Here is a 23,520-nt window from a genome sequence, read left to right on the forward strand (position 1 = left end):
CTTTCTCTTAGTTTTGCTGTTGATGAAGATATTAGTTGTTGATGACGAACAAGACGTACGGACGCTGTTCGAGCAGCGGTTCCGGCGCGAAATCCGCAGTGGCGCTTTCACGTTTTCATTTGCCTACTCCGGGGAGGAAGCCTTGGATTATCTGCACGACCACAGCTCGGAGGTGGTACTCATCCTGTCCGACATTAACATGCCCGGCATGAGCGGGCTGGAGCTGCTGCGCCACATCCGACACCAGTACAACTCCCCACCACCTACCCCGCCCCAGGTAATGATGATTACGGCCTACGGCGACGAGGCCAGCCGCCAGCAGGCCCTGGAGCTGGGGGCCAACGACTTCCTGGCCAAGCCCGTCGATTTTGCGGCTCTCAAGGAAAAACTGTTGCACCTCACTGCCCATGAAAACTAAAATTCTGGTAGTCGATGATGAGGCCGACCTGGAGCTGCTCATCAAACAGAAATTCCGGCGCAAAATCCGGGAGAGTGTGTACGAGTTTGTGTTTGCCAGCAACGGTCAGGAAGCCCTGAACACCCTGCAGCAGCACCCCGACCTCGACATCATCCTCTCCGACATCAACATGCCGGTGATGGACGGGCTTACGCTGCTCAGCAAGCTGCAGGAGGCCAATCCGGTGCTGAAAACGGTGATGGTGTCGGCCTACGGGGATATGCAGAACATCCGCACGGCCATGAACCGCGGAGCCTTCGACTTCGTGACCAAGCCCGTGGATTTTCAGGATCTGGAAACCACCATGGACAAAACGGCGCAGCACGTGCAGCAGCTGCGCGAAACGCTGCGGGCCATCCAGGAAAACAACATCCTGCGCATGTACGTGGATGAAACGGTGCTGAATTTCGTGGGCCGGCCGGAGTTCAAAAACACCCTGATGGCCTCCGAAACGGTGGAAGCCACGGTGGTATTCATTGATATCTGCGGCTTCACCTCGCTTTCTGAGGTGATGCCCCCGGCCGATATTGTGACCATGCTGAACCGCTACTTCGACCAGATGGTGCAGGAAATCATTGCGCAGGGCGGCTACATTGATAAGTTTATGGGCGACGCCGTCATGGCCGTGTTCCGGGGTGAATACCACCTCGACCGGGCCATGGACGCCGCCCTGGCCGTGCGCCAGGTGGTGCAGGCCAACCAGGACGTGCTGCCCGATGGCCGCCCCTACCAGCCGGAAGTCAGCATCGGTATCAATACCGGCGAAATGGTATCGGGCAACATCGGTTCGGCCTCGCTCAAGCGCCTGGATTACACCGTCATCGGCGACAATGTGAACGTGAGCCAGCGCCTGCAATCCGTGGCCCAGCCCGGCCAGATCATCATCACCGAAGCTACCTACCAGCGCGTGAAAGAGTCGTTCCAGTGCCGGCCGTTGCGCGAGGTGACGCTCAAGAACAAGTCGCAGCCGGTCATGATTTATGAGGTGGTAGCGTAACAACGCGTCAACGGGGCCATCCTTGCGAGCCGGAGGCGCAGCAATCTTTCCTTTTCGCAGTACCAAGCCCTGAAATACAGAAAGCCCCTGACGTCCGCACTGGCGTCAGGGGCTTTCTGTTTGTCTGATTTTGTGCTCTGATAAGGAAGGATTGCTGCGCCTCCGGCTCGCAATGACGGGCTTATTTCACCATTTCATTCTGCTTGCGCAGGCGCTGGCACAGTACCCGCAGAATGTTGCGCAGCACCTCGGGGCGCTCTTCCATCACGTCGTAGAAATCGTCCTGATCGAGGCGGAAGGCCAGCACGGGCTGTTGGGCCATGGCCGTAGCCGAGCGGGGCTCCGCATCCAGCAGGGCCAGCTCCCCAAAGAAGTCGCCCTCCCGGAAGGTGGCCAGCTGCTGCGCCCCGTTGAAGATGCCCACCTCGCCCTCATACACAATGAACAGGGAAGCGCCCAGGTCGCCTTTGGCGAAAATGTGCTCCTGGGCCGCGAAGGACACTTCCTTCATGATGGGCACAATGCTGCTGAGTACGTTGGCGGGCGTAGCGGCAAACAATGCCGTTTGCTGCAGCACCGCTACTCGGTCGGCGGCGGACAGGTGCGAGGCGGTAGCAGAATGGCTCATCAGTAGCGCGGGCAGGGAAGGATGTTGAAGAAGGGCTTGTTGGTAAGCCGCTGGGTACGTTTCAGCCCAACGGGCCAGGGCCGCAAAGGCACTTTCGCGCACCAGCTGGCTGGGGCTTTGCACGTGCGGCCACAGCCCCTGAAACCCGCCAACGGCCGGTTGCGCCTGCCGCAGCGCCAAGCTAATCGTCCAGTCAGAAAACAAGGTTTCGCCCTGCTCGGCAATAAAATACCCGATGGGCACTGGGCCGGTAGCAGCGGGCAGCAGCCGGTCGAAAACCCGAGCCTTTTCAGCGGCGGGGCGCAGCTCCAGCAGGGTTTGCAGGGCCTGGTACACCGGGCGGGCAATGAGGTTATCGAGGATTTCGAGGGCATTGGCCTGCCGCTCCCGGGCCGCGTGCGTCACGCTGCGCTGGGCATCGGCAATGGCCTGGGGTGGGTAGAGCTGCAACAGCAGGCCGAACAGCCGCTGCTCCAGGCGGTGCAGCTCGTAGGCCAGGGCGTCGCGCAGGGGCTGGTCGTCGGAAGCGGCCTTGCCGTGCAGCAGCTGCCGGGCCAGCAGTAGCTCCTGCTGCACCAGGCTCTGGAATACGGGTGCATCGGCGGGCTCGGGCGCAAAACTGCGCAGGGCACGCAACGCCGCTTCCCGGTGGAGCAGATTGGGGCGCCGGGCCAGCTGCACCAGCGCGGCGCGGCTTTGCGGGTGCTCCACATGACCCAGCAACTGAGCCAGACGGCGCAGCTGGGCATCATCGGGAGTTGCAAGGGCGGCTTCCGCAAAGGCAGGCACGGCGGCCAGGCCTTGCTGCCGCAGCCGGGTCGTGGCTTCGGGGCGGGTGGCTTTGTCAGTGAGGCTTTGCACCAGACTGGCTATTTCCTCGCTGGAAGCGGTGTCGCACCCCCGTGGGGCAGCAACGGCCGGCAGCTCATCGGGCGCGGCAAAACGGCGGCTTACGGCGTGCTGCAGCTCCCCCAGGTACTGTCCGTAGGTGCGGTACAGCAGCAGCAGCGCCCCGGTCATGAGCAGGCCCATCCAGCCAAACGCGAAGCCGGTACCGATGCCGGGGGCCACGTGCGGCAACAGCAGCAGCAGTCCGGCCAGCCCCATACCCAGTGGTTCATAGAGGCCCTTGGCCAGCGTGTGGGCCTGCAGCCGCTCGTGGGCCGGCAGGGGTTGAAACAGGACCAGAAAAACGGGGTCGAAGAAGGCGCGGCGCAGCACTTCCAGCGTCAGGAACAAGGCACAGAAATACAGCATCAGCCCGCCGGAACTCCAGGTGTCGTGCAGGCCGTAAATGCCCAGCCCGGCCACCACCAGCCCCGGCAGGGCCAGCAGCACCGGCCGCACCCCGGCCCGGTCCAGCACTTTGCCGGTTACCACCAGCTTCACCACCAATGCCACCAGATAGGTAATGGCCAGCACCGTACTCACGTAGCGCATCACCACTGATTGGTCGTGGAAGCGGTGCTTCACGTTCACGAAAAACGTGTACTCGATGCCGGTAGTCACGGCCGCAATGGCCAGCATGCTCAGGCACATGGTGAGCACCAGCCGGCTATTGCCAAACCACCGCTGCAGCGAAGCCGATACGGCCTCGGTACGCTCGGCCCGGGCGCGGGAATGAGCCTCTACCACGTGCTCCCGGCCAGTGGCCTGCAGCACCAGCAACGCCCCCACGTAGGCCCCGAAAGCCAGCAGCAGCAGCCACAGCAGCTCGGTATGATGATGAATCAGCAACGCCAGCACTGCCCCGAGGGCTTTGGCGGGCATGTCGCCGGAGCTGATAACGCTGAACAGCCGCCGCCCCTGCCGCACATCAAACACCACCGCCGATACGCCCCAGAACTCCAGGTTAGTGAGCAGGTAGATGACCCGGTAGCCCGTCATGATAGCAATGGCGGCCCACACCGAATGGCCCACCGCCACCAACACCCCAATCACCGCCATCAGGATTACCACGGCCAGCAGCACCCGCACGGCTACCCGCTGCAGGCCCAGGTGGTGCTCGTAGTGGTTATACACCCGGCCGGCCACTATCATGGCCAGCGCGGCGGCTCCGTAGGCCAGTGGCAGGTTCCGCTCGGGCTGGTTTTCGAGCAGAATGACGTTGGCCGCCACGTACACCAGAATAGTGCCGATGCCCAGCAGGAAGTTGTGCAGAAAGAACAGACCTACCGTGCGGCCTTCCTCGGGGCGAATGCCCAACAGCTGCTGCCAACGTGCGCGTAAGGTCATGAATAGGTAAGTGGTAACAGGTAAAAAGTGACGGAAGACAGGTGCCGGCAGTCAAAGGATAATGGAATTTCAACTCCTGGCTCCCGGCTCCCAGCTCCTCATTCTCCCCGCAAGATAGTAGCCTTCGGGCGGGTTGGTAACGGATTTTTGCGCTATTTACGCCCTCTACGCTCTGCCTACCACCTCATGGACTGTCTCCGCGCCGAGGCTTACATTCTGCCTCAGCTCCGCCAGCATCTTTCCTCTACCCTGTTTTACCACGGCCTGCACCACACCCTCGATGTGGTAGAACAGGCCCTTTCCCTGGCCGAAGCTGAGGGCATAACCGATGCCGCGGAACTGACGCTGCTGCGCACGGCGGCCCTGTACCACGATGCCGGCTTCCTGACCACGTACCAGGGTCACGAGGTAGCCGGTTGCGAACTGGCCCGGCAGGTGCTGCCCCGTTTTGGCTACACGCCGCCCCAGATTGAGCTGATTGCGGAGTTGGTTCTGGCCACGCGCATGCCCCAGAACCCGGGCACCCGGCACCTGGCCCGCATCCTCTGCGACGCCGACCTGGACTACCTCGGCCGGCCCGATTTCTGGCCCATCAGCCAGACCCTCTACGATGAGCTTACCTTGCGCGGCCTGATGACCGACGAAACCGCCTGGCTGCAGCTCCAGGTTGATTTCCTGAGCAGCCACCGCTACTGGACGTCCACTGCCACGGCCCGCCGGGAAACGCAGAAACTAGCCCGCTTAGCGGAAGTACGCCAGCAGCTGGCGCAATTTTAGCGCACCAGCCGCGCCGGTTCGTAACTAAATCACCGCCAACGCCTTGTCCAGCGCAGCAAACAGCACCTCATTTCCCTGCTGGTTGTAGGTTTGCAGGGCCTGCTCAAACCCAGAAAGGTCGTAGAGGAATGCTTTCAGGTTATCGGGGGTGATGGTGGAGAAATGGCGGCCGTAGCCCAGCTTCTCTATTTCGGCGGCGTTCAGAAACTGCTCAAACTGCGCCGGAATGGGCACGGCGCACACCGGCTTGTGCAGGTACACGGCCTCGCTGATGAGCGAGAAGCCACCATTGGTTACCACGGCCCGGGCGCTGGCCAGGTCGTCCAGGAAACCGGCTTCGCTGAAAGCCCGCAGCTGTACGTTGCCGTGGGTTTCTTCCTTGTTGAAGCCGTACACCCGGAACTCCTGCCCCGGCAGCTGCTGGAGCTGCGCTACCAAATCCTTCTGAGTGGTAGCCGACTGATACACCAGCACGTGCGCGCCTTTAGTAGGCCGCAGCGCCAGCACCTCGGGCCGCAGAATGGGCGGCACCAGCGTGGTGCGCTCCTTGATGACAGGCAGCGGAAAGAACGTAGAAATCAGGTACTGCTGACTGCCCGGCAGCTTGGCCCGCACTATTTGCCGGGCTAGCGTGAGGTTGCCCCGCTCCTGGTGCGGCACCGCAATATCCAGCGCCGCCCGGCTGATAATCTGCATATTATCAATGCTGATAACGGGCAGGCCTTTCCACTTGGCAAACAAAAAGCTAAACGACTCGAAATCAGAAATGACGACATCCGGCTCAAAGTCGCAGAGCAGTTCCCGGTACTTGCGGAAGTTGATGAGCAGGTTTTCCGGGGCCGTGCGCAACGTAAGTGCTGCCGTGCGCGATTTGGATACTGTGAGGTGCTTGTATGCCAGGTGAAAACCCCGGATTTCGTGCACCCGCCCGGGAAAGTTGGCCGCCAGCATCTGGTAGGCGCGGGAGCTGCTCACCACGCACACGTTATGCCCCTGGTCGAGCAGATAGCCGATAACCACCTTGCTGCGCGTGGCGTGGCCCAGCCCCTCGCCGGGCACTCCGTATAGTATGTTCATTACAGGCTGAATTACCGGCGGGTAGTAGGAATTCGGAACTGCACACCCAGGCTCGGGATGAACGTGAGGCCGCTGAGCTTGGCCGTTTTGTTGTTCAGCAGCTGATACTCGCCGTAGTCCTGGTAATACACCGACAGGGCCGGAATAAAGTAGGCGTAGCGGTAGCCCAGCTTGGCATTGAAGAAAGCCCCGTAGGAACCGAAGTTACGGTGAGCCGAGGGCAAAGCCGGCAATGCCAGCGTACCGGCCGTGTTAAAGATATTGCGGGGCTGAAAACCGTATTTGAAGAAGCTGTGCGCATACACCACGCCGTAGGAAATAGCTCCGATTTCCTCCTCTAGCCCCAACGACTTGCTGAATACCAATGGGATAATCAGGTCGTGGCGGCTGGCCTCAAAACCCAGGAAAGTAGTGGCATCTTCCAGGAATGGAATGCTGGGCAACTTGCTGCGCTGGGTAGCAAACTGCAGCCCAATGCTGCCGTACGTAGCTCCCGCCGCCCGGCTGCCCGGGTTTTCGGGCGTGCCCACTGGCCCCAGAAACTGGTACATGGCATCGAATACGTGGGAGCCGAAGCCGTACTTATAGCCCACATCAAGCCGGTCGATGACGCCGTAGCGGACGTACAGGTCGGAAGTAGGCCGCACGGGGTCCAGCACGTAGGCCAGGGCCCCAATCTGCAGCTTTTCAATGGTCTGGTTGTAGCGAATCGTGTCCTTGTTGGCCGCTGATTTAGCCGCATCCAGCAGTGCCGAGCCGGTTTTGCTCAGGGTTTCAGTGGGTACGTTGAAGGCCATATTGCCGCCCACTTTAAACTCGCCGCGGGGCGTAACCTTACCGGTGCTCACAATGGCGCGGGGGGCCGTGCAGGAAGCCGAAAACAACAGGCCGGCCCCGACCAGCAGGCTTGCCATCGGGCGCAGAGAGAAGAACTTGTTCATATACAGAAATAGAAGGCAAAATGCGACGGCCGACCAGGGCCAAAACCGGGCCGAAAGTAGGGAATCCGGCGCAACACCCCGCACGGCCAGCAGCGTGCAGGCCCAACCACCTCCCTAAACACCCCCTTGACCTCACATTACCGAATTGTTACGCCGAGAGCCGAAAATCCTGTAACTTTCCCTTCCGCTCCCAGAATTTCTGCCCTGCCATGTCTCAGTTTTACCTCAACAACCAACTCATCCGTACCGACCAGCCCGCCGGCAGTACCCTGCTCGATTTTGTGCGCTATAACCAGCACCTGAAAGGCACCAAAATCGGTTGTCGGGAGGGCGACTGTGGGGCCTGCACCGTGCTGGTGGGCGAGCTGGACGCCACCGGCCAGGTGGTGCAGTACCAATCCATGACTTCCTGCCTGACCCCGCTGGGCAACGCCCATGGCAAGCATGTGGTCACCGTGGAGGGCATCAACGCGGCCAGGGGCAGCCTCACGCCGGTACAGCAGGCCATTGTGCAGGAAGGTGGCTCGCAGTGCGGGTTCTGCACGGTAGGTTTTGTGATGAGCCTGACCGGCCACGCCCTCAGCAGCCAGCCCAGCACGGCGGCCAGCGTGCTGGCTTCCATTGATGGTAATATCTGCCGCTGCACCGGCTACAAAAGTCTGGAGCGGGCGGCGGCCCACCTGCAGCAGCAGCTGGAGCAGCGGCCCGCCACCGAAGCCCTGCCGTGGCTGGCGGAGCAGGGTTTCGTGCCGCAGTATTTTGCCGATATGCCCGGTAAGCTTCAGACCCTGCGCAGCGCCGATACGGCCGCGGCCACCGGCGGCTCCGAAACTGCCGACCCGCTGCCCACCGCCGCAACCAGCCTCGATGCCCCAGCCGCTGCCCGGGCCCGTATTCTGGGCGGAGGTACCGATTTGCTGGTGCAGCAACCCGAGAAGCTGCGGGCTACGGATGTAGAATTAGTGTACGACCAAAGCCACCTGCGCGGCATCCGGCGCGAAGGCACTACCATCACGCTGGGCGCCGCCACCACGGCTCAGCAGCTGCTGGAATCGGAGGTGATGCTGGCGGTGCTGCCGCAGCTGCCGCGCTTCCTGAAACTGGTGAGCAGCACCCCCATCCGGCAGATGGGCACCGTGGCCGGCAACTTCATCAATGCCTCCCCCATCGGTGACCTGACCATTCTCTTCTTAGCCCTGGATGCGGAAATTGAGCTGGAAACCGCCGCCGCCCACCGCCGCTGGATGCCGCTTGCGGAGCTGTACGCGGGCTATAAGCAGCTCACCAAAACCGCCGACGAGCAGGTAACGGCCATCCGCTTCGAAGCCCCCGCTGCTACCGACGCCTTCAACTTCGAGAAGGTATCCAAGCGCACTCACCTGGATATTGCCTCGGTAAATACCGCCGCCTGGCTGCGGGTAGAAAACGGTGTTATCCGGGAAGCCCGGCTGTCGGCCGGGGGCGTGGGGCCCATTCCGCTGGTGCTGCGCCAGACGTCTGTTGCGCTGGTAGGCCGGCCGGTTTCGGTAGAAACCTTGCGTCTTGCCCAGCAAGCAGCCCAGCAGGAAATCAGCCCCATCAGCGACGTGCGCGGCACCGAGCAGTACAAGCGCCTGCTGCTGCACCAGCTGCTGGAGGTCCATTTCGTGGAAACCGGTCTGCTCACCAAAGAACAGCTGTAGAGACGCGTATTCGCGTCTCAATTGGTGCTGACATTGTTATAATATGGTTGGCAAGGTTATTCAGATGGAAGACGCGAAGTGTCGCTTCTCTACATCGTTCAACCTCATTCCTACCCGCTTACCCTCACACCCCCATACCCTTACCGTGAATCACCTCGACCCCATCCGCCATGTACGCGGCGAATCTCAGTATCTGGATGATGTGCCAGTGCAGCACGGCACCCTGTACGCGGCCGTGGTGGAGTCGCCGGTGGCCCACGGCAAGCTGCTGACGGTGGATGCCACGGCGGCGCTGGAGCTGCCCGGCGTAGTACACGTACTCACGGCCCGGGATATTCCCGGCGAAAACCAGATTGGCGGCATCGTGCCTGATGAGCCTTTGCTGGCCGAAGGCCACGTGCATTTTCGGGGGCAGCCGGTGGCTCTGGTGCTGGCCGAAACCGAGCACGCGGCCCACGCGGCGTTGGCCCACGTGCGGGTAGAAATAGCCCCGCTGCCTATCATTACCGACCCGCGGGTGGCGGCGGCTCAGGGCGAGCTGCTGGTACCGCCCCGCACCTTCCGCATCGGTGATTCCGAAGAGGCCTGGGCCGGGTGCGCCCATGTGTTTGAGGGCGTGGCCGAATCGGGCGGACAGGAGCATTTATACATCGAAACGCAGGGCGCGTACGCCTTCCCCACAGAAATGGGCGGGGTGCGCATTATCTCCTCCACCCAGGGCCCCACGGCCGTGCAGCGCCACACGGCCCACGTGCTGGGCTTGGGCATGCACCAGGTAGAAGTGGACGTGACGCGCCTGGGCGGCGGTTTCGGCGGTAAGGAAGACCAAGCCACGCCCTGGGGCGCGCTGGCCGCACTGGGGGCCTTCGTGGCCCGCCGCCCCGTAAAGCTGGTACTGGACCGCATGGCCGATATGCGCATGACCGGCAAGCGTCACCCCTACTCCTCCGACTTCAAAATCGGGCTCAGTGCCGACCTGAAGATTGTGGCCTACGAGGTTACCTTCTACCAGAATGGCGGCGCGGCGGCCGATTTGTCGCCGGCCGTGATGGAGCGCACCTTGTTCCACAGCACCAACACCTATTTCATTCCGAACGTGACAGCCACGGCCTACAGCTGCCGGACCCACCTGCCACCCAACACCGCTTTCCGGGGTTTCGGAGGGCCGCAGGGCATGTTCGTGATTGAATCGGCCATTGCCAGCGCGGCCGAGCGGCTGGGCGTACCGGCCACCGAAATACAGCGCCGCAACCTGCTGCGCGAGGGTGACCTGTTCCCGTACCGTCAGCCGGCCGAGGGCTGCCACGCCGAGCAGGCCTGGGACACGGCCGCCGAGCTGTTCGACCTGCCGGCCCGCCGCCGCGAGGTGGACGAGTTCAACCGCACCCACCGCTGGCAGAAGAAAGGTCTGGCCGTAATGCCCATCTGCTTCGGTATTTCGTTCACTAAAACGGCCATGAACCAGGCCCGGGCGCTGGTGCATATCTACACCGATGGCTCGGTGGGCGTGAGCACCGGGGCCGTGGAAATGGGCCAGGGCGTGAACACCAAAATTGCCCAGGTAGCGGCCCGTACGCTGGGCATCAGCGTGGACCGCATCAAGGTAGAAAGCACCAACACCACCCGCGTAGCCAACACCTCCCCCTCGGCCGCCTCCGCCACCGCCGACCTCAACGGCAAAGCCACCGAGCTGGCCTGCCTGGCGCTGCGGGAGCGGCTGCTGCAGCTGGCCTCCACCGAGCTGAGCATGGACTACGAGGGCCTGCACATCGAAAATGAGCAGGTGCTGGCCGCCGGCAAACCCGCCAATACGAGCTGGGAGAAGCTGGTTTCGGCGGCCTACTGGCAGCGCGTGAGTCTCTCCGAAAACGCTCACCACGCCACGCCCGACCTGCATTTCGACGCCACCACCAACCAGGGCTACCCCTTCGCCTACCACGTGTACGGCACCGCCCTCACCACCGTGCAGGTAGATTGTCGCCGGGGTACCTACGAGGTGCAGGCCGTGCAGATTGCCCACGACTTCGGCCAGAGCCTGAACCCGGCCGTGGACCGGGGCCAGATTGAGGGCGGGGCCGTGCAGGGCATCGGCTGGATGACGCTGGAGGAGCTGGTGTACAATGAGGAAGGCCGCCTGCTGAGCAACTCGCTCAACGCCTACAAAATTCCGGACCTGTACGCGGCCCCCAAGGTGCTGGACGTGCACTTCTTGGACACGCCGGGCCACTCCCGGGCCGTGATGCGCTCCAAGGCCGTGGGTGAGCCGCCGCTGATGTACGGCATCGGGGCCTACTTCGCGTTGCGCGACGCGGTGCGGGCCTTCAACCCTGATTCCACTATTTCTTTCTCTGCTCCTATGACGCCGGAAAAGGTTCTCGTAAATTTGCACCCCGAATTTACGCCCACCCCCTCTGACGCTTGGAACTCACCCGCTCATTCAACCTCCGCAACCACCTCCGCGGCTTCCTGATTTACGCCGCCGGCGACACGGCCGCCGCCCTTTTACTGCATCAGTTTTCCTGGACCCGGCTACTGGGCATGGCGCTGGTAGGCGGTATCCTGTACTCCTGGGAAGTACCCGCTTTCTTTCGCTGGATTGACCGGCAGGTGCCTGAGCGCCGCAACGCCGGCCAGGGCCGACAGTGGCTCCGGGCCGCGTTGTCGCAGGTGTATTTCAACCCTCTCTGGGTTGTGCGGCACTACGTGTTTCTGCGCATATTTAGTGGGCAGGCAGATACTATTTCTCTGGCTTTGCTGCCGGTAGCCGGCCGCTCATTCCTAGTAAACGTGCCGGTGGCGCTGGTGGTGAATTACTACATTCAAAACAAAGTTTCAGCCGATTGGCGGTTTGTGGCTAGTGCCCTGTTTTCAGGTATCATGGCCGTTTACTATGCCCTGAGTGCCACCTGGCTGTAAGTAACCAGTGCGGCTGGTGGTTCTGTAGTCAGACGGTAGTTTCAGACCATATATATAATTTTTAATATATTGTCAACACAAGAACTACCTCTCGTTCCTGCTAGTTATCCTGCTGTGGATATCCTGACTGCGTCGCCGGCAACGCCGCGTGATATGCTGGTTTGGCAGCATGCGGCCGTTAATTTGCGCGCCGGTATTCCGGTGGCGCTGCTGTGTGTGCTGGATAGTGCAGGTAGCAGCCCTGGTCGGCAGGGGTTCAAGATGACGGTAACAGCCGGCAGTCTGGCCGGGTCCATTGGCGGCGGCATCATGGAGCATAAATTTGTGGAGCTAGCCCGCACGCTGCTGCGGGAGCCCCATTTTGCTCCTGTACTCCGCCACCAGATTCACCGCCGGGAAGCGCCAACGGACCGCTCCGGCATGATTTGCTCGGGCGAGCAGTGGGTATTGCTCCAGCCCCTGACTGTGGCCGACCTACCCACCATCAGCCGCATCAAGCTGCAGTTGCGCGAACAAGGCCGCAACCGTCTCTGGCTGACGGCTACGGGCGGCCTGCGCCTGGAGGAAAACGCGCAGCCGGGCCCGCATTTCACGTTCCAGCCGGGCACTGAATGGTCCTATTCGGAGCAGATAGGGTTCCGCGACCGGGCTACCATTGTGGGAGCCGGTCATGTGGCCCTGGCCCTGTCGCGGGTGCTGGCCTCTCTGGATTTCGACCTGACCGTGCTGGATGACCGGCCGGGGCTGAATACGCACCTGCTCAATCCGTTTGCCCACTACAAGCGCACGGTACAGTATGAGCAGCTACTCCAGGAAATTCCGGCCGGCCCGCACCAGTACGTTATTCTAATGACGTTCGGGTACCGCTCCGACCTGGTGGCACTGCGGGCGCTGCTGCACCACCCGGTACGCTACCTGGGCGTGATGGGTAGCAAGGCCAAAATTGCCGAGATGCTGGCGGTGCTACGGGCGGAAGGTGTTTCGGAGCATGATCTGGCGCGCGTACATGCGCCCATTGGTGTGCCCATCAACAGCCGCACGCCCGAGGAAATAGCCATCAGTATTGCCGCCGAGCTGATTCGGGTGCGAAACTCCTAGAATTTCCGGGGCTGGTTATTCGTCGCCTTCACTGGCCGTATTCTGGCCGCTGAGGTAGCCCTCCGTGAAGATGTGGTACTGGTCGAAAATGGAACGGACGGAGCGGCGAAGCACGATTTCACCCTGGGGGCCGGCTGGTACGCTCACCCCGGAGGCATAGCCATTCCAGACGGCCCGATTGGTGCGGTTGTCAATCAGCGTAACCAGCAGAGTGCCTTCCGATAAGATCATTCGCACCGGCTGGTACCCCCTGCGGCTCTCCTTCGGTGTGTCTTCATCCTCGGTATACCCGGCTTTCACCCACCGTGAGAAATCTTCCTGCGCATATCCACGGAAACGCATGTCACCTTCAAACAGCCGGAAGTTCACCAGCAGATCGGGGCGGCGGCGCACAGCCCGGTAGCCCTGAATTTTGAGGCGGTTTTGAATGGCGTCACGCACGGCAGTGCCCAGCCGGCTGGTATCGGAGTTGATGCCGTCGCCGCTGATGAACTCATACGTGCGGTAGCGCCTGAACTGCCCGGAATAGCTATAATCGGATTCCACGCGGGCTTCGCGCGACATGAGGCATCCGGGAAGCAACATGCTGCCACCAGCCAACAGTGTAACATACCATTTCATAGGCGCTTGGGAAGTAAGAAGGTCGTACCCACTAAAATACGAAACTACCGGCGCTAATCGATTGGGTATCAGGTAAAAAATCGTGCAATATTTCTCCCACCGGGTCTGGCCTCATCTAAAAGCGGCTTGCGGCGGCCTTTGCCCTGCTCATTGAGGCCAACTGCCCCAGCCTATTCGACGCAACTCAGGTGCTTCTCCAGCACAATGGTCAGACCGTGCGTACCCTGCATGGTTCCGATGATATCAAACCCGTGGCGCAGATTGAGCAGCAGCATGGCGCGCCAGCGGTTGTAAGTGTGGGTCCGGATGCGGCGGTAGCCCTGCTCCTGGCACCACGCGTGCTGCCGCCGCATCAGCTCAGCAGCTACGCCTTGCCCCCGATAATCAGGGTGCACGCCGCCCAGCCAGCTGTAATACTGCCCCGGCTGCCGCTCGTAGCCCAGCTTGCAACCCACCAGCTGCCCCTCTACATAAGCCAGCCACACCTGCACCGGCTGGCGCTGCTGTTGATACTGCAGGTCGGTCAGCAGCTCGGATTTTGAACTACCCAGGGCCCCGGCCAGCACGGCCGCAACTCTCTCTTGCGCGTCACTGGTAATACGGGGCTGAAATTTGTAATCAGGTGTCATGAAACGTGGGCGGCAATTCCAGGCCCCGCACCGGTGACTATTGTCAGGGCAAACTCAAACAGGATTCTGATAACAAACCGGGTGCCCGGCACCGGCTGACGGTACTGGGCACCCGGTTGGAGCCGCGGGCAGAGGGCGGCTAGGTGCAGTCGTAGCTGCGCAGCTCAATACGCTTGTCGGGCCGGATAACCAGCTTCAGATCCTGGCTGGCGTCGCCGGCCACCTCTTTGTTCTCAAACAGAATTTCCTTGCCCTTACGAGCACTCAGCTGCGGCTGCCGCAGCTTTCCGTTTTCGTAGGCCGAATGGCTGTTTATCATCTGATGGTAGGCCTCCGCCAGGGTAAGCGTGGTGAAGACGTACACGTGGTCGAAGCACCCGTCGTAGGCCGTGTAAGTATAAGTGCCGTTGGCAAACTGGGTGATGGTCACCTCGGCCTTATCGCCGGGGTGGTTGCTCACGCCGGGTTGCTGCAGCGTGCGGTGGCGGCCCTCCACGCCCAGCAGCGACACGTAGGCCCGCCCGTCGGAGTCGCGCAGCACCTGCGGCCGCCGCGCCGTTACGTCGGAGCTGAACACGTAGCCCGGCGTGCCGTTCAGGTCAATCCGCAGCCAGTCGCCGGGCAGCGCCAAGCCCGGCCCAATAGTGCAAGTAGCAGATGACGGCCGTACCTCGGCTACCCGGATGGCCTGCCCCACCGGCAGCTGCTGCCGCACGGCGGCCTGAAAACTGGGCTGGCTGTACACTGCCGTACCGGCGCGGTTGATGCAGTAGCGGGAAAGACTGGCGGTGTTTTTTTGACTGGGCGCGGTAGTCGTCGCTCCATTCTGCGCAAGCGAAGCCAGCCCCAGGGTCAGCAGCAGGCCGGTGGCCAGCGGACGAAAAGCACGTAGTAACATGGCGGGTAATGTGGAGGAAATAAGATAATGTAAAGCTGCCGCCCGGATACCGACCCGGCTGCAAGCCGAAGCGGGCCACCCCAACGACGGGAATAGGCCGGCAACTTACTGGTTTCCCCGCTACCTGCAACCACGAGGAGCCGCTTCCACTACGCCTTACTGGTAACCCGCGGCCTGCAGGCGGAACAGCTCGGCGTAGCGGCCACCGCGGGCCAGCAGTTGCTCGTGGCTCCCGATTTCCTGGAACTGCCCGTTTTCGATAACCAGAATCCGGTCGGCCATGCGCACGGTGCTGAAGCGGTGGCTGATGAGCACGGCGGTTTTGCCCTGCGTCAGCTCCTTGAAGCGCTGGAACACCTCATATTCGGCGCGGGCATCGAGGGCGGCGGTGGGCTCGTCGAGGATCAGCAGCTGGGCGTCGCGCATGTAGGCGCGGCCGAGGGCTATTTTCTGCCACTCGCCCCCACTCAGGTCCACGCCCCCGTTGAAGCGGCGGCCAATCATCTGCTCGTAGCCGCCGGGCAGCTTGGCAATAACCGAATCGGCCAGGCTTTGCTGGGCAGCCTGCTCAATGCGCGGCTGGTTGTCTTTGTGCTCGATGCGGCCCACGGCCAGGTTCTGGCCGGCCGGCAGCTGGAAGCGCACGAAATCCTGAAAAATCACCCCAATTTCCTGGCGCAGCTCAGCGGGGTCGTACTCGCGCAGGTCATGGCCATCGAGCAGGATGCGGCCCTCAGTAGGGTCGTAGAGGCGGGCGAGCAGCTTGACCAGCGTGGTTTTACCGGCCCCGTTTTCGCCCACCAGCGCCAGCTTTTCGCCGGCCTGCAGCTCGAAGCTGAGGTTGCGCAGCGCCCACTTTTCGGCGTTGCGGTACTTGAAACCCACGTTTTCAAACGTAAATCCTTGTTTGATCGGTCTTGGAAAAGGTATCGGTCTTTCGCCGGTAAGCTCCTGCCTTACGATGCGCGGCCGCAACGCAAAGAAGTCGAAGAAATCCTGCAGATACAGAGCTCCCTCGGCCACCGAGCTGAACCGGCTCAGAATGCCCTCCAGCAGCCCCCGCATGCGAGCAAATGAGCCCGCCAGAAACGTGAGCTGCCCGATGCTGACGCGGCCGTACACCGTTTGGGTGATGATGTACACGTAGGCCGCGTAGTAACCCGCCGCGCCTACCGCCGCGAAGAACGTGCCCCACCCCGCCCGCTTGATTACCAGGCTTTTGTTCTGCTGGTAAAATTCATCCGAAAGCGTGCGAAACCGGTCAATCAAAAAGCCCGACAGCCCGAAAATCTTGACTTCCTTGGCCGTTTCGTCGGACGCGCCGGTCTGGCGCAGGTAGTCCAGCTCCCGCCGCTCGGGCGTCCAGCCGTGCACCAGCGAGTAGCTCCGCTCATTGAAGTGCGATTCGCCCAGAAACGCCGGCACCACGGCTACCAGCAACAGCAGCAGCAGCCACGGATTAAATGCCACCAGCCCCACGGCCAGAAAGCCCATCGTAATTACATCCTGCGCTTGGCTGAGCACCTGGGCCATGAGCACGGTGCGCGAAAGGGTCTGGCGACGGGCCCGCTCCAGCTTGTCGTAGAAGTTGCTGTCCTCGAACTGGTCGAGGTCCAGCTCGGCGGCGTGCTGCATGAGCCGGATGGAGCTCTGGTTGGCAAACAGGTCGCCGAGCAGCGAGTCCAGCAGGGCCACGCCCCGGCCCAAAGCATCGGAGAATACGGCCAGCCCAAACTCCAGCGCCACCAGCATCAGCAGCGGCGTAACCGCACGGCCTGCCGCCGGCTCCCGGCTCAGCTGCACAACCGAGTCCAGAATCAACTGGCCCACGTACAGCATGGCTACCGGCAGGGCGGCCCGCAGCAGGCGCAACGCCACGTTGCCCAGCGTAAGGCCCGGACTGGTTTGCCAGATCAGGCGCAGAAAAGCCGGCAGATTGCGCAACGCCGAAAACCGCTCCCGCACCGTGAGGCTGGGTTTGCCATCGGGGCGGGGCTTTTTGGCGGAAATAGTTGAGAAAAACGAGTCGGAACGAGCCATAGAACGGACTATACGGCATACTTCGGGCCGGAGTGCCGGACCGGCCGTTTTGGCAGCCAGTAACGGGCCTTTCCATCATACCTGATTCCGGCTGGCACCCGTTCTGGCCCGGAAACGTACTTTTACCATTCTTCCCGTCGTTTCCCTACTTATGCTGCACAGCATTCTGTTCCATCCCTTCGCCGATGCGGCCCTGCAGGCGCGCTATGAGGCCGTGCTGCCCACCCTCACGGCCGCCGGTACCGAGGGCGTACTGCTGGGAAATCTGCCGGTAGCTGCTTACACGCTGCCAGCCGTGCTGGTGCAGCCGGGCGGCGCGGCCCTGCTACTACTTGCCGGTGGCAGCGGCCAACTGACGATACCCGCGCTGGAAACCGGGCCCTGGCAGCTGGATGAGGAGCCCATGACCGGCTTTGTGCCCACCCAGAATCCACTGCAGCTGTTTCGGCAGCAGCGCGCCGCCTTAGCTCACTGGCTGCAGCAGCAACCGGAGCTTCCGCAACTCATTCGGGAGCAGGATGTGGCAGGCCTGCTGGTGTTTGTCAGTGCGGTCCGTTTTGATGCCGACGTAGAAGCACAGTTGAATCAGCTCCCTGCTGCTGAGCAGTTTCAACTGGTACCGCAGCTGCCACAGCTACCGCGCCGCCTGGCACAACTGCCCCGGCAACTGCGGCTACCGGCCGCCGCGCTGGCCGAGTGGGCGGAGGCGTTGGTGCAGTACGGTCCGGAGCCGCCCCAACCGGCCGAGGAAAACATGGCAGAGGAAGCACCAGCCGGTTTCTGGTCGAAGAAAGCCCGGCAGCTCTGGGGCTGGCTGGGTGCCGAGGACGTACCCGCCGACCCGCCCTACGGCACCACCCTGGCCACCAGTCCTCCGCAGGCCAGTGAAGACGAAAAACACCGGCTGGAGCAGCTCCGCCAACAAGTGTTCCAGGAGTTGCAGCAGCAGCGCCAGCAAATGGAGGCCCGCGAAGCGGAGCGGGAGCAGAGTATTGCCCAGTTGCGGCAGCAGCTCAGCGCAGCTCCGTCGGCCACGGCCGAGGTGGCGGCCCTACAGGCGCGGCTGGCCGCTGAAACCCAGGAAAAGCAGCAGCTACAGGCCGCCATTCAAGCATCCCGCGCCGAGGCGGAAGCCCGCAATCAGGCGCTGGATGTCCGGATTCAGCAGTTGGGCCGGCAGTTGGAGCAGCTCAGCAACCGGCCGGCCGCGGCTGCCCCTGCTCCCACCACCGGTACGCCGGGCGTACGCTCTGCGGCCGGCGTTTCGCGGCCGGCACCCGTATCCCAGCCGGTGTCGGCTCCCTCGTGGCGGCTGCAGTGGCAGCGGGCGGCGCTGGTGGTGGCCTCCATTACGGCACTGGGGGCCGGCTTATGGGGCGTCAGTCAGCTACCGGTGTGGCTGCGCGGAACTCCGGCCCCGAACACCCACACCCAGACTGCCCCAACTGCTCCGGCCAACGACAACACCGAAGCCGCCGCGCCGACATTGCTGGATATTCAGCCGGATACCGTGCAGCTGGCGGACGAGGATGCCGCCGCCGAGCAGGACTCCGTGCAAGTGACAGACGAAGCGCCGGTGGCGGAGCCGCCCAGACCACAGCAGGAAGAAATAATGGATTCGGTGGAAACCTTACCCGACGACATCTAGCTCAGAGAGTTTCAGAGGGCTTATTTGCCGTTATCTGTCCCGCTGGCTGGGCGGCGCGGGTGGGGTGTACTACCTTTGCAGCCACAATGCCCACTACCGTTCCGCCTTCTACCGCTGCCCCGGCCCGCCACGTATACACCCTCGGGTTCTGGCTGATGTGCCTGTCGTCGCTCCTGTTTTTCATGAGCTTCAACATGCTGCTGCCGGAGCTGCCCGACTACCTCACCCGCTTGGGCGGCGCCGACTACAAAGGGTTCATTATTGCGCTGTTTACCCTCACGGCGGGCCTTTCGCGCCCGTTCAGCGGCAAGCTGGCCGATACGGTCGGCCGCATTCCGGTGATGGTATTTGGCTCATTGGTGTGCTTTATCTGCGGCTTCTTTTACCCGTTTACGGGCACAGTGGCGGCATTTCTGGGACTTCGGCTGCTACACGGGTTCAGCACAGGCTTCAAGCCCACCGGCACGGCCGCTTTCATTGCGGATATTATTCCGCTGGAGCGCCGCGGCGAGGCCATGGGGCTGCTGGGTGTGGCGGGTTCCGTGGGCATGGCAGCCGGGCCCATGCTGGGCTCCTGGCTGGCCCAGCGGTTTTCCCTGGATACCATGTTTTACTGCTCCTCGGGACTGGCACTGCTAAGCCTGGCCGTGCAGGGCACCATGACAGAAACCCTGCCCCGGGCGCAACGGCAGCGCTTCAGCTGGCGACTGTTGCGCATCGAGAGCTGGGATGAAGTCTTTGAGCCCCGGGTACTGGCCCCGGCAGTGGTTACGCTGCTGTGTCTGCTGCCCTTCGGAGCGGTGCTTACAGTTATTCCTGACCAAAGCCGGGTGCTGGGCCTCGTTGGCGAAGATAAAGGGCTGTTTTATACCTGCTATACCTGCGCTTCGCTGGTAGTGCGCCTAGTAGCGGGCCGCACCTCCGACCGGTACGGCCGGGTGCCCGTACTGATTGGCTCCTCCTGCATCATCGTAATTGCCCTGGTCGTGCTGGCCCTGGCCCAGTCGGCGCCGGTGTTCCTGACGGGGGCCGTGCTGTTCGGGCTGGGTACCGGCCTCAACTCTCCTACACTGTATGCCTGGACGGTTGACCTGAGCCACCCCGAGCGGCGGGGCCGGGCCGTGGCAACTATGTACATTGCCCTGGAAGCCGGCATTGGTATCGGAGCCCTGTTAGCGGGCTGGATCTTCAGCAATGAGCCGGCCCGGCTGCCTTTTGTGCATGCACTCAGCGCACTGAGCGTAGTGGGGGCGCTGGGGTATCTGCTGGCCCGGCGGAACCGGCCCGTAGCCTAGCGGCGCAACCAGCTGGTTATTCGGGGGGCTTATTATCTTCGTGGTTGTTCACTGGGCTGCGGCCTGTTACTACACTATTCTCGTGTCGTCATTTTATTTCCGGGCAGCCGGCGCGCTGCTCTTGTTGAGTGGCCTGGCCGGCCGGCCACACTATGTACAGGCCCAGGAGGCGCCTATTAAATTCGGAAAGCTGGATGCCAAAGAAGCGGCAACTCTGCTGGCTAGCCCCACTCCCGACTCGGCGGCGGCAGAGGTACTCTGCGACTTTGGCCAATCCACTATACAAGGGGCCAATGGCCGGTTTGAACTTCGGTTTGAGCGCACAGCCCGGCTGCTCATCCGTCGTGCGGCCGGCTATGAGCACGCTACTGTGCATGTGCTACTTTACCACGACCCCAAAGAGGGTGGCCGGGAGGAAATTCAGCAGCTTAAGGGTCTCACCTATAATCTGACAGGCACGACCCTCAGCAAGGAGCCGCTGCGCACGGAAGCCGTTTTCAGCCGCAAGATTGACGAGCGGCTGGATGAGTATGCCTTTACCCTGCCGAATGTGCGCGAAGGCTCGATTCTGGAATTCACCTATTTGGTCCGCTCCCCGTTCCTGTTCAATCTCCAGGACTGGCAGTTTCAGCAGGATATTCCGGTCCGCTGGAGTGAGTACCGCACTGTTATTCCGTCCTTCTACCGCTATAAGGAGCTCAGCCGCACTTATTGGCCCTTTACCATCAACGAAACCAGCGCCAAATTCTACACTACCACATATCGGGAGCCAACCCGCAATTCGTACGGGACCACCACCGAAGCCAGCGACAAAACTTACAACATCAATACGCAGGCTCTGACGCGCCGCTGGGCGGTCAAAAATCTGCCGGCTTTTCGCCCGGAGCCTTTCATGACGACCCGGCGCGACTATCTGAGCCGGGTTGATTTTGAGTTGGAGCGCATCCAGTTTGACCCGCAGCATGCCCCGCAATTTATTGCCGGTAGCTGGGCTGAAATTGAAAAGGAGCTGCTGGAGGATGAAAAGTTTGGGCAGTATCTGAAAGCAACTACCTCACTCAGCACCAACACGGCGGCCCTGCGCAACTTGCCCAATCTCACGGAGCGCGCCCATGCCGTGCGGCAGTTGGTACTGCAACAGGTGGCCTACACCAATACTCCCTCTTACCTGGCCCGCCCCGGCAGTACACCCAGGCGTATTGTGGATCAGCGCCAGGGCAACGCCGCTGAGGTGAACTTATTATTGATTGCCGCTCTGCGAACCGCCGGCCTGGATGCTCAGCCGCTGCTGCTAAGCACTCGGCAGCATGGTCAGGTACAAACGGAGCTGCCCGTAGTTAGCCAGTTTAACTATGTAGTGGCTCATGTGGCTCTTCCTGACAATAAGGAGCTACTGCTGGATGCCACAGATGCTAGCCTGCCTCCGGCCCTGCTGCCCGAAAGCTGCCTCAATGCCCAGGGCCGCCTGCTGGGGCCAGCCGGGCGCTGGGTAAACCTGATGGATACGGCCCCACACCTGCTCTACACCCACGCTCAGCTAACGGCCACGCCTCAGGGCGAGTTGCGGGGTTCCATCCGGCAGGAATATGCTGGCTATGCAGCCTCCGAACACCGTCGGCCGCTGTCGGAGTTGCGCCAGCAATGGCAGCAGGCACATCCCGACTGGCAAATCAGCAAAGCCGAAGTAAGCTCCCCCGATGTGGCCCGCCCGGTGGCACTGGAGCTGACGGCTGCTCTGCCCGGCGCCGAAGCCCCGGCCGCTACGCTGTACCTGCGGCCCTTGCAGCAATTACTGATGACGGCTAATCCGTTTCGGCACGCGGAGCGCCTTTACCCGGTTGATTTTGCCACGGTGCAGCGTATTGAATACGCCACTGACCTGACGCTCCCAGCAGGATACGTCGTAGCAGAACTGCCGGCCAATATGCAGCTGGTGCTGCCCAATGGCGGCGGCCGGTTTCTGTTCAGCATTACGCAGCCCACGCCCCAAACTCTGGCGCTGGTGGGCCGCATTCATCTGCTCAAAACCCGCTACTCCGCCGAGGAATATCACGCCATCCGGGAGCTATATGCCAAGGCCGTCACCAAATTTGCGGAGCCTATTGTTCTGCAACGGCAGTAAGTGGGAATTGCTGCCTCGCCTAAAATCCGCCTTCATCAGTTGTTCATGTTCCAAAAAAATAGGATATTTCGGTTCTGATTGCTTTTAACTCACCGGCGTTTTTCGCTTGTATCACTGCTATCCGGACACCAGAACCGGATAAGTATTATCTGAATAACTAGTTAAAAATCAAATTCTTAGTTATTTCGCTCGTTCTCATTACGGATTATCTATCTTCCGGTTCAGACTGAATTATCCTCTATCCTCATGGCTCTATCTACCCGAACCGCGTATTGGCTGGTTCTTAGCCTGCTTGCCTGTCTTGCCGCCAGCTGTGTGGAGCGCTACGAGCCGGAGGTGCTGAAATCAGGCAGCCATTATCTGGTGGTAGATGGGTTTATCAACGGCAGTGGCCCTACTTCCATTCGGCTTTCCCGCTCCATTAATCTGGATAACGGCACCGGCACATACCCACCGGAAACGAAAGCCACAGTATTCATTGAAAATCTGGGCGGTACCCGGTACGCGCTGGCCGAAAGCCCAGGTGGTGTGTACACGGCCGCCATCCGGCAGCTGCCCCCCGGACAGCAGTACCGGTTGCGGATTCGCACGAGTGGTGGCGACGAGTATGCCTCCGAGTATACCCTGCTCAAGCAGACACCCGCCATTGACCAGTTCGAGGGCCGCGTTCAGGCAGATGGACTGCAACTGTACATAAGTGCCCACGACAACAGCAGCCAGACCCGCTACTACCGCTGGCAATATGAGGAAACCTGGGAGTTTACCTCGGCCTACTGGAGCCACTGGAAATTTGCAAAAGGCACCTCCCAGCGTCGGCCGTACTTTCCGCGCACCGAGGATATTTACCACTGCTGGCGTACCGAAAATGCGACGCTTATCACCACGACCAGCACGGTGCGCCTGAATCAGGATGCCGTGCGCGACTACCGCCTGCTGTTCATTCCTTCTTCCTCCAAAAAGCTAATCAGCCTCTATAGCATCCTGGTGCGGCAATATGCTATGTCGCAGGAGGAGTTTGACTACTGGGAAGCCGTGAAGAAGAATACGGAAAATATCGGCACCCTTTTCGACCCACTGCCCAACCGCATTCAGGGCAACGTGCACTCGCTGACGGACGCCAGTGAGCCGGTATTTGGTTTCGTGGGGGCGTGTACCGTGGTAGAAAAGCGCATTTTCATCAACCGCCTTTCTCTGCCCGCCCAATGGTGGCCCGTGGATGAGCAGTATGCTAATTGCACCGACGTAGCCACGTACATCCACGACACCTTGCGGCTCGGCAAGAATATGTACGAGGAGTTTGCGGACACTACCTATCGGATTCCCATTAACGAGATACGGCGTCTCGATGGTACCATCATTGGCTTCACCAACCAAACCCCTGACTGCGTTGACTGCCGCCGGTTCGGGACCAATATCAAACCTAGTTTCTGGCCACGATAACGGGTCAATGCATCCCCTG

At 61.5% G+C, this 23,520-nt stretch carries 18 protein-coding genes; 11 read left to right on the forward strand and 7 right to left on the reverse strand.

Annotated features, from left to right (window positions below):
* The first annotated feature begins 22 nt into the window (after positions 1 to 22).
* On the forward strand, positions 23 to 418 hold the full coding sequence (locus tag EI291_RS11905; RefSeq protein ID WP_205701595.1) for a response regulator: 396 nt from the start codon (positions 23 to 25) through the stop codon (positions 416 to 418).
* The gene (locus tag EI291_RS11910) at positions 408 to 1,454 is read left to right on the forward strand and encodes an adenylate/guanylate cyclase domain-containing protein (protein ID WP_125420125.1); all 1,047 of its coding nucleotides are present in this window, start codon (positions 408 to 410) and stop codon (positions 1,452 to 1,454) included. The genes EI291_RS11905 and EI291_RS11910 overlap by 11 nt, the downstream gene beginning before the upstream one ends.
* A gap of 181 nt (positions 1,455 to 1,635) precedes the next feature.
* On the opposite strand, the gene EI291_RS11915 is transcribed toward EI291_RS11910, so the two are convergent.
* Positions 1,636 to 4,317 (reverse strand): cyclic nucleotide-binding domain-containing protein, encoded by a 2,682-nt coding sequence (locus tag EI291_RS11915; protein ID WP_125420127.1) that lies wholly within the window; start codon positions 4,315 to 4,317, stop codon positions 1,636 to 1,638.
* 186 nt (positions 4,318 to 4,503) lie between these two features.
* Between EI291_RS11915 and EI291_RS11920 the strand changes: the two genes are divergently transcribed.
* Positions 4,504 to 5,094: an HD domain-containing protein gene (locus EI291_RS11920; protein WP_125420129.1), complete on the forward strand. Its 591-nt coding sequence runs from the start codon at positions 4,504 to 4,506 to the stop codon at positions 5,092 to 5,094.
* 24 nt (positions 5,095 to 5,118) lie between these two features.
* On the opposite strand, the gene EI291_RS11925 is transcribed toward EI291_RS11920, so the two are convergent.
* The gene (locus EI291_RS11925) at positions 5,119 to 6,171 is read right to left on the reverse strand and encodes an MJ1255/VC2487 family glycosyltransferase (RefSeq protein ID WP_125420131.1); all 1,053 of its coding nucleotides are present in this window, start codon (positions 6,169 to 6,171) and stop codon (positions 5,119 to 5,121) included.
* Positions 6,172 to 6,182: 11 nt separating this feature from the next.
* On the reverse strand, positions 6,183 to 7,112 hold the full coding sequence (locus tag EI291_RS11930) for a hypothetical protein (RefSeq protein ID WP_125420133.1): 930 nt from the start codon (positions 7,110 to 7,112) through the stop codon (positions 6,183 to 6,185).
* A 209-nt stretch (positions 7,113 to 7,321) separates the two neighbouring features.
* On the opposite strand from EI291_RS11930, the gene EI291_RS11935 reads away from it, so the two are divergent.
* The 4 genes from EI291_RS11935 to EI291_RS11950 all read left to right on the forward strand — a co-directional run bounded on the left by EI291_RS11935 (position 7,322) and on the right by EI291_RS11950 (position 12,808).
* Positions 7,322 to 8,794 (forward strand): FAD binding domain-containing protein, encoded by a 1,473-nt coding sequence (locus EI291_RS11935; protein WP_125420135.1) that lies wholly within the window; start codon positions 7,322 to 7,324, stop codon positions 8,792 to 8,794.
* A gap of 145 nt (positions 8,795 to 8,939) precedes the next feature.
* On the forward strand, positions 8,940 to 11,264 hold the full coding sequence (locus EI291_RS11940) for a xanthine dehydrogenase molybdopterin binding subunit (protein ID WP_125420137.1): 2,325 nt from the start codon (positions 8,940 to 8,942) through the stop codon (positions 11,262 to 11,264).
* The gene (locus EI291_RS11945; protein WP_125420139.1) at positions 11,213 to 11,710 is read left to right on the forward strand and encodes a hypothetical protein; all 498 of its coding nucleotides are present in this window, start codon (positions 11,213 to 11,215) and stop codon (positions 11,708 to 11,710) included. Before EI291_RS11940 ends, EI291_RS11945 begins: the two co-directional genes overlap by 52 nt.
* A 114-nt stretch (positions 11,711 to 11,824) precedes the next feature.
* Positions 11,825 to 12,808 (forward strand): XdhC family protein, encoded by a 984-nt coding sequence (locus tag EI291_RS11950; protein WP_240635524.1) that lies wholly within the window; start codon positions 11,825 to 11,827, stop codon positions 12,806 to 12,808.
* 15 nt (positions 12,809 to 12,823) lie between these two features.
* Here EI291_RS11950 and EI291_RS11955 read toward each other — a convergent pair whose 3' ends face one another.
* The 4 genes from EI291_RS11955 to EI291_RS11970 form a co-directional block, all read right to left on the reverse strand.
* Entirely contained in the window at positions 12,824 to 13,372 is a 549-nt protein-coding gene (locus tag EI291_RS11955) for a DUF4136 domain-containing protein (RefSeq protein ID WP_170172614.1), read from the reverse strand.
* Positions 13,373 to 13,599: 227 nt separating this feature from the next.
* Positions 13,600 to 14,058, reverse strand: a complete 459-nt coding sequence (locus EI291_RS11960; protein ID WP_125420143.1) for a GNAT family N-acetyltransferase — start codon at positions 14,056 to 14,058, stop codon at positions 13,600 to 13,602.
* A gap of 139 nt (positions 14,059 to 14,197) precedes the next feature.
* Positions 14,198 to 14,956 carry an SH3 domain-containing protein gene (locus EI291_RS11965; protein ID WP_125420145.1) on the reverse strand — a complete coding sequence of 253 codons (759 nt, stop codon included), beginning with the start codon at positions 14,954 to 14,956 and terminating at the stop codon, positions 14,198 to 14,200.
* A gap of 156 nt (positions 14,957 to 15,112) precedes the next feature.
* The gene (locus tag EI291_RS11970; RefSeq protein ID WP_125420147.1) at positions 15,113 to 16,996 is read right to left on the reverse strand and encodes an ABC transporter ATP-binding protein; all 1,884 of its coding nucleotides are present in this window, start codon (positions 16,994 to 16,996) and stop codon (positions 15,113 to 15,115) included.
* A 151-nt stretch (positions 16,997 to 17,147) separates the two neighbouring features.
* Between EI291_RS11970 and EI291_RS11975 the strand changes: the two genes are divergently transcribed.
* The 4 genes from EI291_RS11975 (at position 17,148) to EI291_RS11990 (ending at position 23,501) form a co-directional block, all read left to right on the forward strand.
* Complete coding sequence (locus tag EI291_RS11975) at positions 17,148 to 18,644, forward strand: hypothetical protein (RefSeq protein ID WP_125420149.1); 1,497 nt, start codon at positions 17,148 to 17,150, stop codon at positions 18,642 to 18,644.
* A gap of 86 nt (positions 18,645 to 18,730) precedes the next feature.
* Positions 18,731 to 19,939: an MFS transporter gene (locus EI291_RS11980; protein ID WP_125420151.1), complete on the forward strand. Its 1,209-nt coding sequence runs from the start codon at positions 18,731 to 18,733 to the stop codon at positions 19,937 to 19,939.
* An 82-nt stretch (positions 19,940 to 20,021) separates the two neighbouring features.
* Positions 20,022 to 22,061 (forward strand): transglutaminase domain-containing protein, encoded by a 2,040-nt coding sequence (locus EI291_RS11985; RefSeq protein WP_125420153.1) that lies wholly within the window; start codon positions 20,022 to 20,024, stop codon positions 22,059 to 22,061.
* A 246-nt stretch (positions 22,062 to 22,307) separates the two neighbouring features.
* Positions 22,308 to 23,501, forward strand: a complete 1,194-nt coding sequence (locus EI291_RS11990) for a DUF4249 domain-containing protein (protein ID WP_125420155.1) — start codon at positions 22,308 to 22,310, stop codon at positions 23,499 to 23,501.
* Positions 23,502 to 23,520 lie beyond the last annotated feature (19 nt).

The organism is Hymenobacter rigui (assembly GCF_003944715.1).
GTDB classification, from domain to species: domain Bacteria; phylum Bacteroidota; class Bacteroidia; order Cytophagales; family Hymenobacteraceae; genus Hymenobacter; species Hymenobacter rigui.

Bases quoted from the DNA above. Each gene is read 5' to 3' on its own strand.
- EI291_RS11905 (WP_205701595.1), top strand. From the start codon at position 23: ATGAAGATATTAGTTGTTGATGACGAACAAGACGTACGGACGCTGTTC.
- EI291_RS11910 (WP_125420125.1), top strand. From the start codon at position 408: ATGAAAACTAAAATTCTGGTAGTCGATGATGAGGCCGACCTGGAGCTG.
- EI291_RS11915 (WP_125420127.1), bottom strand. From the start codon at position 4,317: ATGACCTTACGCGCACGTTGGCAGCAGCTGTTGGGCATTCGCCCCGAG.
- EI291_RS11920 (WP_125420129.1), top strand. From the start codon at position 4,504: ATGGACTGTCTCCGCGCCGAGGCTTACATTCTGCCTCAGCTCCGCCAG.
- EI291_RS11925 (WP_125420131.1), bottom strand. From the start codon at position 6,171: ATGAACATACTATACGGAGTGCCCGGCGAGGGGCTGGGCCACGCCACG.
- EI291_RS11930 (WP_125420133.1), bottom strand. From the start codon at position 7,112: ATGAACAAGTTCTTCTCTCTGCGCCCGATGGCAAGCCTGCTGGTCGGG.
- EI291_RS11935 (WP_125420135.1), top strand. From the start codon at position 7,322: ATGTCTCAGTTTTACCTCAACAACCAACTCATCCGTACCGACCAGCCC.
- EI291_RS11955 (WP_170172614.1), bottom strand. From the start codon at position 13,372: ATGTCGCGCGAAGCCCGCGTGGAATCCGATTATAGCTATTCCGGGCAG.
- EI291_RS11960 (WP_125420143.1), bottom strand. From the start codon at position 14,058: ATGACACCTGATTACAAATTTCAGCCCCGTATTACCAGTGACGCGCAA.
- EI291_RS11965 (WP_125420145.1), bottom strand. From the start codon at position 14,956: ATGTTACTACGTGCTTTTCGTCCGCTGGCCACCGGCCTGCTGCTGACC.
- EI291_RS11970 (WP_125420147.1), bottom strand. From the start codon at position 16,996: ATGGCTCGTTCCGACTCGTTTTTCTCAACTATTTCCGCCAAAAAGCCC.
- EI291_RS11975 (WP_125420149.1), top strand. From the start codon at position 17,148: ATGCTGCACAGCATTCTGTTCCATCCCTTCGCCGATGCGGCCCTGCAG.
- EI291_RS11980 (WP_125420151.1), top strand. From the start codon at position 18,731: ATGCCCACTACCGTTCCGCCTTCTACCGCTGCCCCGGCCCGCCACGTA.
- EI291_RS11990 (WP_125420155.1), top strand. From the start codon at position 22,308: ATGGCTCTATCTACCCGAACCGCGTATTGGCTGGTTCTTAGCCTGCTT.